Origin of the sequence: Leptolyngbya sp. Heron Island J (genome assembly GCF_000482245.1) — a bacterium.
In the GTDB taxonomy this organism is placed as follows: Bacteria; Cyanobacteriota; Cyanobacteriia; order Phormidesmidales; family Phormidesmidaceae; genus Leptothoe.
This window is the reverse complement of record NZ_AWNH01000038.1, coordinates 26,995-43,341: the sequence shown is the minus strand read 5'-3', so window position 1 is coordinate 43,341 and position 16,347 is coordinate 26,995. Positions and strand designations below refer to the sequence as shown.

The window sequence follows — 16,347 nt, the reverse complement described above, 5'->3', positions numbered from 1 at the left end:
GCCAAGGTGTGCATTGCTAACATTACACACTACATATAAACATTCGGATCCTCGCTTACCTGTATTGGCCCACTATCCATGGTAGTCAGCCTCCTTGGCGATAAGGTGTGTTGCAACGCATCTTACTCGAATATGTCGTATTCTATTCGCACCTCATCAGGAATTTCAGTAGGCTCCAAAACAGCATCTTCGTATAGCTCAGCAAAGGTGCCCATGAAATCAACTGTCTTTAATTCAAAAGTCTCATTCTCTGCACTATAAACCTGTAATACCCACAGGCCAGACTCATTGCGACGAAAAATTTCTAGCCGCTGGTGTCGAGTGTTGATCACCACATATTCTTGCAAACTCTCTAATGCTTGATACGCTAAAAACTTATCTCCTCGATCAAACGCTTCTGTTGACTTAGACAACACCTCAACAATCAGCTTTGGAAACCGCTTGTAAGTGGACGTTTCCTGATCCTGGGGGTCGCAAGTCACCATTACATCCGGATAAAAAAAGCGATTACGCATGTCAACCCGAGCCTTCATGTCAGAAATATACACACGACAGCCAGTCCCTCGTATGTGTGATCGAAGCAATGCAAATAGATTGCCTGCAATCGTCACATGGCTATCGCTTGCCCCGGCCATGGCATAGATCTGACCATCAATATACTCATGTTTGATGGGGCTTTCGGCCTCAAGTCGCAGATACTCATCGACGCTTATATACTGCTCGGGTAAGGCAACCATAGCAATTAGATTGAGCTTCTACACATGCTTGATTGTAGCGTCAGTTAACTAGTCAATGACTCGCAGGCGGTCTGGGTTAGCTCCATAACTGCATCCTCACTTAACTCTATCGTTCCTCCATTAGCTACCAGCCATAGCAAATACTCAATATTACCGGCTGGTCCACGAATCGGTGACCAGGTCAGTCCTTTGGCCTGCCAGCCCAGTTGCTGCGCTGCCTCATATACCTGCCAGATCGCCTCTCCATGGGCCTTGCGATCGCGTACTACACCTTTCTTGCCAATTTTCTCTCTTCCCACTTCAAACTGGGGTTTCACTAACAAAACACATTCTCTTACGCCTGTCATCAGGTGCCAAAAGGCAGGGAGAACTTTTGTCAGCGAGATAAACGATACATCCATCACCCCCAGGTCTGGTCGCTGAGCGGTGTTGTCATATAACTCCTCCGGTGTGAGATGCCGTAGATTAGTACGTTCTCGTAGGATAACTCGCGGGTCCTGGCGAATTTTCCAGGCGACTTGACCATAGCCTACGTCAATGCCATAAACCTGTTGGGCTCCGTTTTGTAGTAGACAGTCAGTAAAGCCGCCGGTGGAAATACCGCCGTCTAAGCAAATGCGTCCTTCCACCTCCACGCCAAATTGCTCTATTGCCTTTACCAGCTTCTCCCCACCCCGTGATACATAGGGTGACTTTTGCTTGAGGACCACGACGGCTCCCTCTTTAATGGGGGTGCCCGGTTTATCAATTACCACCTCATTCACCTTGACCTCACCCGCCCGAATACAGCGCTGAGCCTGCTGCCGCGACTCGCACAGCCCGTGCTCTACCAAATACATATCCAAGCGTTGTTTGGCCATTGCGGGTGGGATGTTTATCAGGAATAGTGGGCAATGCTCACCCTACCATTTTGCTCAAACCTGCATCCCGTTCCCTGAGCAGAGCCGAAGCCAACACGACCGGCGTTCCCTGAGCGGAGTCGTTCCCTTCGACTCTACTCAGGGAACGCTTCTCTTGCTTCTTTCCCCCTAGACACTGCTGCCAATTTGCCTTTAGATATAAATAGGCAAAGAAATGTTAAGTAAATGTACTCATGAGCAACGGTGCTCTCTTGGCTGTTTTAGTCGAGATCAAGAATTGAGGTCGCAACTTCCTGTCTTACCGCTACAACGTTTCAGCTGATGCTAGGTCCCATGGGCTGTGCGTTGCGATCGCTACCAAGACTCAAACCTACCGTTTGAGGTTTTAACGTGTCTGGCTTGCGGGCAGACAGCTTTCATTATCCACCCAGATTTTATTTTTTCAGGCTGAAGGAGAACCCTTGAATATTTCCAATCTCAACGTTCGGTCCCTAAATTTGCGTGCCCTTAAACGGGAGTGGTTGCTTAATCCCAAGGATGACCTTCTGGCCGGGGCTCTGGTGGGTTTGGCGCTGATTCCGGAGGCCATCTCCTTTTCGATCATTGCTGGGGTTGACCCCAAGGTGGGTCTATATGCTTCCTTCATTATTGCGGTGATTACCGCTTTCCTCGGTGGACGACCGGCGTCTATCTCAGCGGCGACTGGGGCCATGGCCCTACTGATGGTGGATTTGGTTAAGGAGCACGGACTGCAATATTTGCTAGCGGCTACTTTTTTGACCGGCGTTTTCCAGGTGATATTTGGGCTGCTCAAACTAGGGCGTCAGATGAAGTTTGTGCCCCGAGCGGTGATGATTGGCTATATCAATGCTCTGGCAGTGCTGCTGTTTCTGGCGCAGCTGCCTCAGCTGACAAATGTGCCCCCGATGGTCTATGTGCTTACGGTGTTGTCCCTGGGGATTATCTATATTCTGCCGCGCTTTACGAAGGTAGTGCCTTCCCCACTGGTGGCGCTGGCGGTCATGACGATTGCTGCGATCGCGCTGCGTTTAGACGTACCCACCGTAGGCGATATGGGTGAGCTGCCCACCGCACCGCCTGTGTTTGCCCTGCCCCAGATTCCCTTCACCCTGGAAACTCTGGAAATTATCCTGCCTTATTCTCTAACTTTGGCGGTTGTGGGGCTGCTAGCTTCGTTTCTTACCGCCTCGCTGGTGGATGATTTTACCGATACCCCCAGTGACAAAAACCAGGAAGCAAAGGGACAGGGTGTCGCCAATATAGTCACTGCTTTCTTTGGCGGTATGGCCGGATGCGGCATGATTGGTCAGTCGGTAATTAACGTGCAGTCCGGCGGTCGCGGTCGTCTTTCCACCCTATCGGCTGGGGTGTTTTTGCTAATTGCCATTTTGTTCTTGCAAGATTGGGTGCGACAGATGCCGATGGCGGCTCTAGTGGCGGTCATGATCATGGTGTCCATCGGTACCTTTCGCTGGTCGTCGTTTACCAATATGCGCCGCGTTCCCCGCAGTGAAGTGGCTGTGATGTTGACGACGATGTTTGTGATCATTTTTACCCGCAACTTTGCCCTGGGGGTGGCGACGGGCATTGTTATGAGTACGGTGTTTTTCTCCCGTAAAGTGGCCAAGCTGGTATTTGTCGATAAGGTACTGAGCGAAGACGGAACCCACCGCATTTACAAAGTATCTGGACAAATTTTCTTTTTGTCTCGCGATGAATTTTCGGCATCCTTCAACTTTGCTGAATTTGTTGAGCAGGTCACCATTGACCTAAGCAGTGCCCAACTCTGGGACCAGGGAGCTGTGGAAGTTCTAGACAAAACAGTACAAAAATTTCGCCGTAAAGGGGTAGATGTGACTGTGGTGGGGCTCAATCAAGCCAGTGCTACTCTGCTGAACCGCCTCGCGACTGATGAGGAACTTGTTGCCACCCCTCGGTAGGGGCATTCCATGGAATGCCCCTACCGAGGGGTAGTCCGAACCATAAAAACGTCCTGATAAACTACTAGCATCGCTGCGCTAGACCGCATTCTTTCAAGAAAACATCCCCCTATGAAAACGATTCTGCTGTGCTCCGACGGGTCTGCCTTTGCAGAGGGCATTTACCGCTATGGAGCCTGGTTTGCTCAAAAATTCCAGGCTCAAACCAAGGTTCTGTACGTTACCGATATTCGTAGCCAAAAGGTCGTTTCTACTGGTAATTTCAGTGGCAGCATTGGTCTGGGAGCATCAGATCAGCTACTGAATGATTTGGTCAACCTGGAGCATGAAAAAGCCAAACTCAATAACCAACGAGCGCGGCTAATTTTGCAAAACGCTGACCAGATACTCAAAGCGGAAGGGCTAAGCGATATAGAACTACTCAACCCCACTGGTTTCTTGGTGGACTGCTTCCATGACTTTGAGGCGGACGCTGACATGGTGGTGCTGGGTAAGCGGGGCGAGGCCGCAGACTTTGCCTCAGGGCACCTGGGGGCCAACATCGATCGCATTGTGCGTAGTAGTACCAAGCCTTGCCTGGTCACACCTCAGAAATTTATGCCGATTGAGCGACTGCTGCTGGCCTATGACGGTAGCCCAACGAGCAAACGGGTGTTGAACTTTATGGTGGATAGTGCCGCAGGGTTCAAGGATGTCGAGATTCATTTGTTAACGGTAGCTAAGTCCGACTCGGATACTGTGAAATCCCAGGAGCTAGCGGCTGCCCAAACTACACTGCAACAGGCGGGACTTAGCTCAACTACTCAACTGATCAGCGGCGATCCTGAAAAAGTCATCGGTAACTATATCGAGCAGCATCAGATCAGCCTGTTGTTGATGGGTGCCTATGGCCACAATCGCATACGCCATCTGGTGATCGGCAGCACTACGGTTCAGCTCCTAAGAAGTGTTCAGGTGCCGGTATTATTGTTCCGTTAGTATTAGTAGCTTGAGTGACGCTGCTGTTGCTTCAGTTGGAAAAGGCATCTTCAGCATCTGTGTTTGTTTGCGATACTGTTCTGACCGAGGCGATGCTGGTTTTTCTGGGGTTGGGCTTTCCTTCCGTCCAATGTGACAACCTGGGGGCGGATGCTCTATCCCGCTCAAGATTATTTAGACAGCGCTCCCCACATGGCTGTTTTTCCAGGAGCTGCAATTTTTCTGACTGTTTGGAGTAGTAATTTTTTGAATATTAATTGTATCGGTGACGGTCTGCAGGACAACCTGGATGCAAATTAGATGGCTGTGTTAGTGCTCTTTGATCAGGGTCAAGCTCTGAATTTACCTGAAATATCCTTGTTGTCCGGAATTTCTGGATTAAATTCTTCTAAGAATTTTCAGGCTAACAACATTTATCTATTTAAACTCAACAATTTTCAAAGGCTTGAAAAAGCTTATGGCTTCAGTAGGAGCATGTAATACCTCAACAATTTTGAGAATGCCCTGTGTGAAACCTGGAGGCAAACTAACAACAATTCTCCGGGAACACCTCAAAACTTCTGTAGAACGTTCATAGTAGCATGGAGATGAGTGACACACGTTGACTCATTGTTGTGCTCTAATCACTGTTATGGATATCACGGTATCAGCATCCTTTAGATGATTAAACCCATTGATATATGCTTACTTGCAGCCTGTTATGGCTGTTGTTGCATTAGCAATATCAAGGGATATGCCTAGGTTCATTCTCTACTTTTTCATAGCGCTAATGTCTAGCTAACGTCTCCATGCTCAGCTCTTGGATTCTCCTGCGAAGGAGAGGATAGGCGCTTAGTTAGTTATGGTCTGACAGGCTAGATGTTAGCCCTCATTCACTACTCATTTGCAATGTTTATTCGTCCAATTCAGAATTCAGATCTGATGCCCGTTTAAGCAATCTGTTGTACAAAATCATTGAGACGTTCTATGCCTTTCTCAATGGTGGCCATGTCAGTGGCATAGGAAATGCGAATGCCGCTGTCAGCGCCGAAGGCGACGCCTGGAACCGCTGCTACATATCTCTCGTTCAGTAGTCGAGTGCAAAAGTCCAGGGATGTTAAACCGGTTTTGCTGATGTTTATAAATAAATAAAATGCGCCCTCGGGGATGGTGCAGTTGAGACCAGGAATAGCATTGACCAGGTCGATAATGGCGGTACGGCGTTTGGCAAATGCCTGGCGCATGGTTTCAACGCAGTCCTGGGAGGATTCTAAAGCTGCGATCGCACCATACTGAGCAAAGGTACATACGTTCGATGTACTCTGACTTTGCAATGTATTGGCGGCCTTAATCAGTTCAACCGGACCCGCCAAATAACCTAGTCGCCAGCCGGTCATGGCATAAGCTTTGGCAAAGCCATTGCTGACAATGGTGCGCTCAAACATGGCCTCACTCACTGCGCCAATGCTGAGGTGCTGAGCCCCGTCGTATAGAATTTTCTCGTAAATTTCGTCGGCGACGACCCAAATATTATTAGCCAAAACTACGGCGGCCAAGGCGCGAACTTCGTCAGGGCTATAGACCATGCCCGTTGGGTTAGACGGGGAATTAAAGACCAGTAGCTTGGTTTTAGGGGTGATGGCCTGCTGGAGCTGCTCAGGGGTGATTTTATAATCGTTTTCAGCTGTAGTTGGCATAATGATTGGGGTACCGCCAGCCAGCTTGACCATTTCTGGATAACTTACCCAGTAGGGGGCTGGGATCAGAACCTCGTCCCCGGTTTCAATGGTGGTCATCATCAAGGCATACAAGGAGTGCTTGCCGCCGTTGGTAACGATGATATTTTCGGCGTTATAGGGTAGCTGGTTTTCAGTGCGTAGTTTGTTTGCGATCGCGCTTCTCAGCCGAGGTTCCCCCGCTGCTGGACCATAGCGTGTTTTTCCCTCGTCCAAGGCTTGCTTAGCGGCGGCCCGAATATGCTCCGGAGTATCAAAATCAGGTTCACCAGCACTAAAGCTGCAAACATCTATTCCTTCGGCCTGCATAGCCTTAGCCTTGGCAGAAATTGCTAACGTCATCGAAGGTGTGACTTGCTGCACCCTAGCAGCTAACTTGATACTCATTAGAACGCTGTTGGCCTCCAGCTCAAAACCCTATTCTGACTAGCTTAGATCGATTTGTAGTGGAGATTGCAAATCTTTATGATTTGCATGAATCATGACTAAAAAAAACTCCCCTGACGTTGTCAGAGGAGCATTTGTTCTTGATCTGTGTGAAGGAAACGATGTGAGGAGAGTTTGTCAAGGGCATAGCCCAGGCAAGATCCCAATGCAAGGAAGACAGCTCGCACGGCAAATTCGCAGAAATTACTGTGTGTCGCTTTTCAGGAACTCCAATTTTTGGATTGAATCCGTTGATTGGATTAATCTAATAATCACTCAGATACGCCGTCTCCGATGTGATTTCTATGGTTGAAAACCGGTGATATTACCGATTGATCTAGGTGATATGGATGGTGACCCCTTGTGATGTTAAAACTGCTGAACAGTGAGGGAAATCACTGGGGGCATTAAGCGGTATGTATCCAAAAGTAGTTTTGATCAGGCCAATAACCAGATCGCTAATCCCCAAAATGGCACCAGTCGTAAGGTTCGCACCCGTTGGCCTATGGGGATAATCGCCCCCATGAGCCAGATCTGAAATATCCAAAACAAAGCTATGTCGACCGTAAACGCCAGGGTAACCCGATCGTGAGTTATCTGCTGCCCCAGATAGATAACTCGACTGGCCACATCCCCTAACTCAGGTCGGTTCAAGCAAAACCAAACGATCGCCAAGTTACCCACGGTCAGCCCCAATGCCCCAAACAAACGAGCAAGTAATCCTTTGCTAACCATAGTTTGCGGCTCAGGTACCTCCTGCTTTAGCCGTAACGCCATATAGGGCATTAAAAATACATTGGTGAGAAACATCGCTAGCCCCCAGACCATCATCTTGGGTAGGTGCCGACTACGCTTGTCCATGAGCATGAGGGGGAGAAACATAAAAATCCAGGCTTCTGCCAGATTAAAAAATGCTTGGGCTGCTGGATTCACCATCGGTGCTGGTAAATAGCTAAAACCCAAAATATTTAAAAATGGCAGAATGAAGAAGAAATTGAGAGATTCATTGAGAATCTCATCGATTGTTTCTGGTTGAATGGCCCATAATGGTTCCCCTGGTAACCAGCTGGGAGGTGATAGCAGCAGCAGTCCTACATAGCCTACAGTCGCTGTCCAAAGCAGCACAGATAGTCCTGTATGGGCTGATGGCGGTAAAGATTCAGGTGAAGCAGGCCCAGGAGGTATAGTCGGGTCTTTCATGGCTAACTATTCTTTTGACGTCCCAACCAATACCGTACTAGAGGGGTAACCAGGCGGATAATCGCAAATGCAGATTTACCGGGCTTAATAGCGGGTTCTACGCAGTCACGGGCAAATGTTAGTTTACCGCTTGGGGAAAAGCGATAAAAGCTAACTCCACGGCCGTTAGGAAAAGCGATGCCATTGAGTTCAACATGCCAGGTAACACCGGCAGCTAAATCGTCACCCGCAATGTCATCAATGACAAATTTGAGCTCCTCTGGCACAGACTGACATGACTTCGTAAACAAGCCCTGGACGGCAGTTCTACCTATAAACGTGGCAGTAAAGTTGAGGTCTTCGTAACAGCATTGCTCATCAATAAGAGCCACGGCCTGATCGATATCACGGCGATTAATGGCTGCATAGATAGCCTGGATTTGACTGACTGCTTGACTCATATCGATTTATTTGTCCTGGTTTCATTTCTTTGCATTTAGACAAGATGAATCTTCTAAAAAATCTTCCTGATGCAACACTGTGATTGTTGTCACAACCATTTGTGATTGTTGTCAGATGTTCTGTGCGTATTTGAAAACCTTATTGTATTTAGGGTTTAGCCCCTTAGGAAGAACTTTAATCTTCTTGAAGCTATCCTGAAATCTTCTGATGATTCTTACTTTTTTATATAAGAAGTTAAGTGTTTTTGCCAGAATAGGCTTAATCAACAATGATGAGCTTGTCACCAGATGTTCCCGCCTTTTAATAAAAACTCCAACAGACGACATGCTCGTCGTAGTTCTAGGGTTTCCACTGATGTTGTAACGGCTGCCCAAACGCCTGATCAGCTTGTAGATGCCGGTTTAGCACTTGCAAAACAGCAAGTCCACTCAGAAGCGTTAGCTTATTTCACTGGAGCGCTTGATCTTGAGCCTAACCATCAGCGAGCGCTGAAGCATCGTGCTTTGACCTATGTACACTTGGGACAAACCCGAGAAGCCCTAGTTGATCTGGATCGATTAATTGATTTAGATCCTAAAAATATTTGGGCCTATGCTAATCGGGCGATTATCTTTCGTGATTTGGGTCACTATGGTAATGCGGTCAGTGACTTTAGCTATTTGGTCAAACATGATCGACCCAAGCGTTGGCAGTGGCTAATTTCCCGTGGTACTACGTTTAAACTCATGGGTCATTATGATGAGGCTCTGCAAGACTTTAATCTCTCTCTAAAAATAAAACCTAACAATAGCTGGGCAATTAGTGCGCGTGATGAAATGGTTCTCCATGCGCGACATTACTCTTAATGAGTTGTTGTTTTGAGCTATTGGGGGTCTGGGTGACGACAAAGTTGCGTGGCTGATCTGTGTAATCAGGCAGTAGCAGGTGAAAAGAGCTGATTCTGCCAAGTCTCCTACGTTGTATACTCTGCATTAATCTTGACGTAGTCGTAGCTGAGATCACAGCCCCAGGCTTTACCCATACCCGTGCCACTACCGATGCTGACGGCAATGTGCACTGGGTGTGCTAGGGCTTCAGGCTCAATCGGCTGTCGCTCGATTGTCTGACCTCCGTCAGCGGCAACGATATCATTGGCTTGCTCTAAGCCTTGGAATTGGGTAAAGGCTTGTGAGCTTAAGTCCGCACAGCGCTTGAGATAGGTGTGGGCAGCCATGTGATCAAAGGGTTGTGGCTGGCCATGTTTAAGTAGGGTAAAATCCCCCAGCATAATCGTTAATTCTGTTTGCTCTAAGGTGACACCGGCTCGACCGGCGGCTCCTGCAATTCTTCCCCAGTTGGGGTCCCGGCCATAAATGGCTGATTTTACCAGGGATGAACCGGCAATGGTCCGGGCAATTTGTCGAGCATCGTGGTTGTTGGCGGCTCCTGATACGGACACTTCGAGCAGACAGGTGGCTCCTTCTCCATCACGGGCAATGCTTTTGGCTAGGTAGGTGCATAGTTCTGTCAGCATTGCTTCTAGCCGATCGGCGTCTGGCCCTGGGGCGGTGATGGCTGGGGTTCGTGATTGGCCATTGGCCAGTGCCATGACGGTATCGTTGGTGCTGGTGTCACCATCGACGGTGATTTGGTTAAAGCTTTGATCGACGGCACGGGCTAACATGGCCTGCCATAAACTGGGTGAAATGGCGGCATCACAGGTGATAAACGAGAGCATGGTGGCCATATTGGGATGGATCATGCCCGATCCTTTGGCGATGCCCCCCATCCGCACAGTGCGATCGCCAAGGGTGGTTTCCAAGGCATAGGTTTTGGTGACCAGATCGGTGGTGACAATGGCTTGGGCGACGGCGTCATTACCTTGGTCAGAGAGCTTGTCGACCAACTGTGGCATGTGGGCTAACAATGGCTCCATTTTGATGCGCTGACCGATGACCCCGGTGGAGGCGATGAGGATTTGATCGGCGGTGGTGTTGAGAGTATTAGCTGCAGCGGTGGCCATGGCCACGGCATCTTCCCAACCTTGTGGACCAGTGCAAGCATTAGCCTGGCCTGAATTGCAGAGAATGGCTCGGGCGGAAGGTTGGGTTTCTAGCTGTTGCTGGCAATAGTCTATACAGGCGGCGCGCACTTGAGATTGGGTGTAAACGGCGGCGGCGATCGCATCATTTTCTGACACAATCAGCCCTAAATCAGCGGCTCCCGATGCTTTTAAGCCAGCACTAATGCCAGCGGCAGTAAATCCTTTGGGAGCGGTTACTCCTCCTGTAATTACCTGCCACTGATTGTCCCCCTGTTCCATAGTTATTCCCTATCTAGTTGTGGTTCTGTGTTGTTTGTGCGATCGCAACTTGAGGTTATCGTAATCCCCAACGACTCACCATCAAAGCTTTAGCAGCTATTCTTCTGAACTACTGATATCTGATGCAGTCGTTTCCTCTACCAGTAAATCTCCCAGCACATCAGCATGCCTCTCAATGGCCGTACTCAGAGAGTTTCCCCGAACGGCTAACATTGTTAGCATGGCCTCAGGATTCTGGTCAGACAAGATACAGAAGTGATCGACAACAAATTTCAGCGTCTGGCCCAACTGAATGTTCTCACCTGCAACCGGTGATAGAGCCTGGGGGCGCATTTGAATCTGTTCTCCGCTGCGCGATTGTTCCCTAACCCACCAGGCAAGAAACTCAAGGGTTAGCCAGCCTGCCCGATCATAGGACAAGATCACATCTGTATTTGCCCAGGCTTCATTAGCTAATCCCCCTTGAGTGCGATACAGAAGCGCATGGGGAAGATCTCCCATCTTGCCGGGTAGTGCGTAGTCTTTTACGGGAATCTTATCTAACGGCTTTAACCCTGTATTCACCTCCATGACGCCGCGAAAACGATAGAGCGCCTGGTGGAATACTTTGACCTGGTCCGGATAGTCCGCCATAAAACTCTCTCTTGCTCACCAACTTAGCCCATCATTTGGTTGACAAAGTTAGTGTAGATCTCTCCTTTGAGAAACTCGGGTCGTTCTAATACTTGTTGGTGAAATCCAATGGTGGTCGGTAATCCAGTGATGGCACATTCTCTTAATGCTCGTTTCATCCGCTGGATAGCCGTTGTGCGGTTAGGTCCCCACACAATTAATTTGCCAATGAGAGAATCATAATAGGGGGGGATCTCATAGTCGGTGTACACATGAGAGTCCATACGCACCCCCAATCCGCCTGGTGCTAGATAGCCACTAATCCGACCTGGATTCGGGCGAAAATTATGGTCAGGATCTTCGGCATTGATGCGACACTCAATCGAATGTCCTTTGAGGGTGATCTCACTTTGGGTAAATGAAAGCCGCTCTCCTTGAGCGACCTGGATTTGTTCTCTAATGAGATCAATGCCTGTCACCATTTCAGTCACTGGATGTTCTACTTGGATACGGGTGTTCATCTCCATAAAGTAGTAATTTCCGTGGCTATCAACCAAGAACTCGACGGTGCCTGCCCCGACATAGTTGATGGCTTTGGCGGCTCGCACAGCGGCTTCTCCCATTTTCTGACGTAGCTCTGGAGTCAGGGCGGGGCTGGGGGCTTCTTCTAGCAGCTTTTGGTGACGACGCTGAATCGAGCAGTCCCGTTCACCCAGGTGTACCACATTGCCATAGCTGTCGGCCAAAATCTGAAACTCGATGTGGCGTGGATTCTCGACAAACTTTTCTAAATAAATGCCGCCGTTACCAAAAGCGGCCTCGGCTTCGCCCTGAGCCGAAAGAAACAGCTTTGTCATATCGCTTGCTTCCCGCACTAGGCGCATACCGCGGCCACCACCGCCCGCCGTGGCTTTAATCATGACTGGATAACCAATATCAGCAGCCAGAGCCATGGCCTCATCGGGTGTATCTAGCAGACCTTTGCTACCGGGAACTGTCGGCACGTTGACCCGCTGCATGGTGGACTTAGCTGTGGATTTGTCCCCCATAGCCCGCATGGCTGCAGCCGATGGCCCAATAAAAACGATTTTATGGTCAGCGCAAATTTCGACAAAGCGATCGTTCTCAGCCAGAAAACCATAGCCAGGATGAATGGCGCTGGCTCCGGTGGTCATGGCCGCTGCAATAATATTGGGAACGTTGAGGTAGCTACGACTGCTGGGGGCTTCACCAATGCAGATGGCTTCGTCCGCTAGCTGCACGTGGAGGGCATGGCGATCAATAGTGGAATGGACGGCCACTGTCGCGATTCCCATTTCCTCACAGGTGCGTAAAATCCGCAGCGCGATTTCACCTCGGTTCGCAATCAAGATTTTCGAAAAGCGCATCAGCCAGTCATTACCTTAAGGAAACTTTTTATCTATGTGCATCATATGACGGAAGCTGATCGTACCACGCAGGCTTACCTGGGATAATTCCCCTCAAATTTAGATGCACAAAATCTCTTAATTGAAGCGACTGTTTGTGGTTTACTATTATATGCTGTTGTTCTTAACGGCATCCTGCGGATGTGGTGGAATTGGTAGACACGCACGCTTGAGGGGCGTGTGGCTTATGCCATGCGAGTTCGATTCTCGCCATCCGCATTTATTAGTTTTATAGTTGCTTGCCTGTAGCTGCTCAGCTTGGTCATGTGCTTTTGCCGTGATTGTCCAGAGCAGGGTGAGTAGGATGTTTTTGCGATCGCACTGCTCAATATCGATCAAAGCCCATCAAATAAAGCCCATCAAATTAAGAAAGCTCCTGGTCTGATCTGCAGAGCTTGAGGCAAGCGTCTATCATGAAAACAGTCATGAATTTTTGTAAATAGCTTTGACTTCAACGCTTGGACCGTTACCAAAGGCTCAGGAAACCACGGGATGGCATTCTCTGGATGTTCTCTGGCAAGGAGATGAAACCGTTGTCAAACAAGGGCTTCCCCACGACCAGCTATCACCGGCATGGCAAATTCTTATGCTGGGTGACGGCTCTCCCACGCGTCATCTACAGTTGCTGACGCGCGAGCCCACCGAGGTTGATGTCATTGAAATGTCTCTAGTGGGTATGGCCAATGATGGTGCTCCTGATCTGATTAGCTATGTACCCGGCCCACGTCTGAGACGACAGGTGTGGTTACGCACAGCCTCAGGGCAGCGTTTAGCCTATGCCACATCCTGGTGGGAGGCTAGCCATGTGGACGAATATCTCAAAAATCGCTCGTTGCCAATTTGGGCTAGCCTGGCTAACCTGCGTACTGAGCTTTATCGGGATATTCAGGGTATCTACTACGGTTGGAGCCCACCGTTAGAAGCCGCCTTTGGCCAAAAAGGACCCTTTTGGGGCCGCCATTATTTGTTTTGGCACCATGGTAAACCCCTGACTCTGATTTACGAGGTATTTTCGCCTTACCTGATGCGTTATTTAGGGCCGATGCGCTCCGAAACTAGCTATCGATAGGCAAAACCATTTAGGAGCGTTGCATGCAACGCTCCTAAATGGCGTTATTGGGGCTTGGGGTTGGTGCTTTGATTACGTCGTTTCCGGCATCGCTCAGAGCAGTATTTAACGTCATCCCAACAGTCGGCCCATTTTTTACGCCAGGTGAAAGGACGTTGGCAAACAGCGCATGTTTTGGTGGGTAAATCAGACTTTCGACGTTGACGGGCCATTATTTTGTTAGGTAGTTATTCAGGGCTCACGGTATGCTCAAAACCTAGCTTAAAGGCCAGCTCGTGATGCTGTCTGTCTAGGTTTAAACGTTTGCGATCGCATGCACTCTGACACTTCCTTAGCCCAACTCCGGATTGTTTTAGTCGAGCCAGCAGGACCGTTGAATATTGGTTCAGCGGCTCGGGTGATGAAAAATTTTGGCCTATCTCAGCTGATGTTGGTCAATCCTCAATGTGACCCCTATAGTGACGATGCCAGACAAATGGCTGTCCATGCCTACGATCTGATTGAGTCGTCGCAAATAGTAGCCACTCTGCCGGAAGCCCTGGTAGGGTGTCAGCGTGCGATCGCGACCACTGCCCGTAGTCGCGATTTGCAAACCCCGCTGGAATCTCCTGAGGTAGCCTTGCCTTGGGTGCTTGAGTCATCCCCTACAGCGGTAATCTTTGGGCCTGAAGATCGGGGCCTAAATAACGATGAAATGCTTCAGGCTCAACGCTTTATTAAAATTCCGACCCGTCCCCCGTATGAGTCTCTAAACTTAGCTCAAGCGGTTGCGATCTGCTGTTATGAGTTGGCTCGGGTAGGGCAGCGTCCTCAAGGCATCGAGCATGTTCCGCTGACTTCCCCTCCAACTACTAGTGCAGCGGCTACCCTGGATCAACTAGATGGGTACTATCACCATCTGGAGTCGATTTTATTAAAAATCGGCTATCTTTATCCCCATACGGCTTCCAGTCGAATGCGTAAATTTCGACAGCTGGGACATCGTGCTGCCCTGTCTAATCAGGATGTTGCCATGCTACGCGGTATCCTACGACAAATAGACTGGGCTATCCATCAGGGAATTGATTCTAAAGCCCCCTAGTTGAGTCCTACTGATCGATCACGCTTGGGGCAACGATTAGCAATGTATTCAGACCTATGACGGATTCACAGCAGCCTAATCCTAAATCACGCCGGTCTGGTCGACCGCGACGGTCACGGCGCTCTGCATCGATGGGTCGGTCAGGAGAGCGTCCCCGTGCGGTCCGGTTATCTCAGCGATCAACACCGTCGAATCCCAAGACCGGTATGTTTGGTGACATGGTCGATCCATCTCGCCATGTGCGTCGCACTCGTCGTAGTTCTCGGTCTGCCTGGCCTCCCCAGCCCCGAGCGTCCTTACTACCCAAGCTACCCCTACCCCTGGTGTATGGCATTCGTTTGTTGATTATTGGTCTGGGAGTAGCGGCTATTGCCGGTACGGTGTTGTCGGTGTTGACACCGGCTGACGATCAGGTGACCAATAGCAGCAGCACGGCGGCTGAGACCCAATCGGCGGTTACGGCAACGGCGACAGCTAACGATGATGTGCTGACGCCTACACAAGAATTAGAGTCTATCAAGAACAGCTTGGTGGAACTGCAAGAGCTGATTCCTGAACTCACCCCCACGATCTATATGTTTGATTTAGACACGGGCAACTATGTGGATGTTGCTGGTAATGCCGAGGTGGCGGCGGCCAGTACGATTAAACTTCCTATTCTGGTGGCCTTTTTTAAGGCTGTAGATGATGGGCGGATCACGGTTGACCAAACCCTGGCCATGCAATCAAGTCAAATTGCTGGCGGTTCGGGTGATATGCAGGTACAGCCTCCAGGCACCCGCTATACCGCTTTAGAAGTGGCGACTCAAATGATTATCAACAGTGATAATACGGCCACTAATATGATGATTGACCTGTTGGGGGGAGCACCAGAACTCAACCAGCAGTTTGCAAGCTGGGGCTTGACGATGACGGTTCTGCGCAATCCGCTACCGGATTTGGAGGGAACTAATACCACCAGTGCTCAAGACCTAGTACGGATGTTGGCTCATCTACACAAAGGGGAGATTTTAAGTCTGCGCTCCCGTGATCGGGTGATGAATATTTTGCAGCGTACCTATAACAAAAAACTATTGCCTGCCGGAGTGAGTGAGACAACGGTTAGCTACAACAAAACTGGCGATATTGGCTCAGTGCTAGGAGATGTGGCGTTGATGGATTTGGCCAATGGTAAACGCTATGCGATCGCAGCCCTGGTACAGCGTCCTGAAAATGATGGACGTGCCCGAGAGCTAATTCGGCGGATTTCCCAGACCGTATACCAGACGATGAGCAAAGCCCCTACCCTAAAGCCCAGTGATGCCTCGACTGAAACCAATACCCAATCTATGCCACAGTCCGACAATACATTACCTGAACCAACATTTCCTGAATCTCAGGAGTAGTTCAGAAGTAAGACGCAAATGCCCCTTCACCCTCAAATACTTGCTAAAAACAGTACAAACACAGTTGACAAGATTGACATCTTTGATAGACCCTTTCAAACAAGTTTCGGGGGTTTAGTAGTCCATCTACACTCTGATACCTGTCAGCGCTAG

General features: G+C 49.4%; 16 protein-coding genes and 1 tRNA gene. 8 read left to right on the top strand and 9 right to left on the bottom strand.

What is annotated here, in order from left to right:
• Positions 1-122 precede the first annotated feature (122 nt).
• Together N836_RS50510 and N836_RS50505 are read right to left on the bottom strand one after the other, a co-directional pair.
• Positions 123-737, bottom strand: coding sequence for a Uma2 family endonuclease (locus N836_RS50510; protein WP_023072422.1), 615 nt, complete (start codon positions 735-737; stop codon positions 123-125).
• A 44-nt stretch (positions 738-781) separates the two neighbouring features.
• Positions 782-1,597 (bottom strand): TlyA family RNA methyltransferase, encoded by an 816-nt coding sequence (locus N836_RS50505; RefSeq protein WP_023072421.1) that lies wholly within the window; start codon positions 1,595-1,597, stop codon positions 782-784.
• Positions 1,598-2,058: 461 nt separating this feature from the next.
• Here N836_RS50505 and N836_RS50500 point away from each other — a divergent pair, with 461 nt between their 5' ends.
• The 3 genes from N836_RS50500 to N836_RS75280 all read left to right on the top strand — a co-directional run bounded on the left by N836_RS50500 (position 2,059) and on the right by N836_RS75280 (position 4,836).
• Positions 2,059-3,558, top strand: coding sequence for a SulP family inorganic anion transporter (locus tag N836_RS50500; RefSeq protein ID WP_023072420.1), 1,500 nt, complete (start codon positions 2,059-2,061; stop codon positions 3,556-3,558).
• 111 nt (positions 3,559-3,669) lie between these two features.
• Positions 3,670-4,536, top strand: a complete 867-nt coding sequence (locus N836_RS50495) for a universal stress protein (RefSeq protein ID WP_023072419.1) — start codon at positions 3,670-3,672, stop codon at positions 4,534-4,536.
• A 132-nt stretch (positions 4,537-4,668) separates the two neighbouring features.
• Positions 4,669-4,836: a hypothetical protein gene (locus N836_RS75280; RefSeq protein ID WP_200867409.1), complete on the top strand. Its 168-nt coding sequence runs from the start codon at positions 4,669-4,671 to the stop codon at positions 4,834-4,836.
• 629 nt (positions 4,837-5,465) lie between these two features.
• Here the strand turns inward: N836_RS75280 and N836_RS50485 are convergent.
• The 3 genes from N836_RS50485 to N836_RS50475 all read right to left on the bottom strand — a co-directional run bounded on the left by N836_RS50485 (position 5,466) and on the right by N836_RS50475 (position 8,317).
• The gene (locus N836_RS50485; protein WP_023072416.1) at positions 5,466-6,638 is read right to left on the bottom strand and encodes a pyridoxal phosphate-dependent aminotransferase; all 1,173 of its coding nucleotides are present in this window, start codon (positions 6,636-6,638) and stop codon (positions 5,466-5,468) included.
• A 477-nt stretch (positions 6,639-7,115) separates the two neighbouring features.
• Positions 7,116-7,877, bottom strand: coding sequence for a hypothetical protein (locus N836_RS50480; RefSeq protein ID WP_023072415.1), 762 nt, complete (start codon positions 7,875-7,877; stop codon positions 7,116-7,118).
• Between the two features lie 2 nt (positions 7,878-7,879).
• Positions 7,880-8,317: a nuclear transport factor 2 family protein gene (locus N836_RS50475; RefSeq protein ID WP_023072414.1), complete on the bottom strand. Its 438-nt coding sequence runs from the start codon at positions 8,315-8,317 to the stop codon at positions 7,880-7,882.
• Between the two features lie 288 nt (positions 8,318-8,605).
• Here N836_RS50475 and N836_RS50470 point away from each other — a divergent pair, with 288 nt between their 5' ends.
• On the top strand, positions 8,606-9,163 hold the full coding sequence (locus tag N836_RS50470) for a tetratricopeptide repeat protein (RefSeq protein WP_023072412.1): 558 nt from the start codon (positions 8,606-8,608) through the stop codon (positions 9,161-9,163).
• A 107-nt stretch (positions 9,164-9,270) separates the two neighbouring features.
• Here N836_RS50470 and argJ read toward each other — a convergent pair whose 3' ends face one another.
• From argJ to accC, 3 genes are all read right to left on the bottom strand, one after another.
• On the bottom strand, positions 9,271-10,620 hold the full coding sequence (argJ, locus tag N836_RS50465) for a bifunctional ornithine acetyltransferase/N-acetylglutamate synthase (protein WP_023072411.1): 1,350 nt from the start codon (positions 10,618-10,620) through the stop codon (positions 9,271-9,273).
• 96 nt (positions 10,621-10,716) lie between these two features.
• Positions 10,717-11,253, bottom strand: a complete 537-nt coding sequence (locus N836_RS0137855; protein ID WP_023072410.1) for a hypothetical protein — start codon at positions 11,251-11,253, stop codon at positions 10,717-10,719.
• Between the two features lie 23 nt (positions 11,254-11,276).
• A complete protein-coding gene (gene accC / locus N836_RS50460) occupies positions 11,277-12,620 on the bottom strand; it encodes an acetyl-CoA carboxylase biotin carboxylase subunit (RefSeq protein WP_023072409.1) in 1,344 nt (447 codons plus the stop codon).
• Positions 12,621-12,796: 176 nt separating this feature from the next.
• On the opposite strand from accC, the gene N836_RS50455 reads away from it, so the two are divergent.
• Positions 12,797-12,878, top strand: a tRNA-Leu gene (locus N836_RS50455).
• A gap of 226 nt (positions 12,879-13,104) precedes the next feature.
• A complete protein-coding gene (locus tag N836_RS50450; protein ID WP_023072408.1) occupies positions 13,105-13,728 on the top strand; it encodes a chorismate lyase in 624 nt (207 codons plus the stop codon).
• A 44-nt stretch (positions 13,729-13,772) separates the two neighbouring features.
• Here the strand turns inward: N836_RS50450 and N836_RS74565 are convergent, their stop codons facing one another.
• Positions 13,773-13,940, bottom strand: coding sequence for a DUF2256 domain-containing protein (locus N836_RS74565; RefSeq protein ID WP_071789041.1), 168 nt, complete (start codon positions 13,938-13,940; stop codon positions 13,773-13,775).
• 101 nt (positions 13,941-14,041) lie between these two features.
• Between N836_RS74565 and N836_RS50445 the strand changes: the two genes are divergently transcribed.
• Together N836_RS50445 and N836_RS50440 are read left to right on the top strand one after the other, a co-directional pair.
• Positions 14,042-14,809, top strand: a complete 768-nt coding sequence (locus N836_RS50445) for an RNA methyltransferase (RefSeq protein WP_023072407.1) — start codon at positions 14,042-14,044, stop codon at positions 14,807-14,809.
• A 56-nt stretch (positions 14,810-14,865) separates the two neighbouring features.
• The gene (locus N836_RS50440; RefSeq protein WP_081716846.1) at positions 14,866-16,194 is read left to right on the top strand and encodes a serine hydrolase; all 1,329 of its coding nucleotides are present in this window, start codon (positions 14,866-14,868) and stop codon (positions 16,192-16,194) included.
• Positions 16,195-16,347 lie beyond the last annotated feature (153 nt).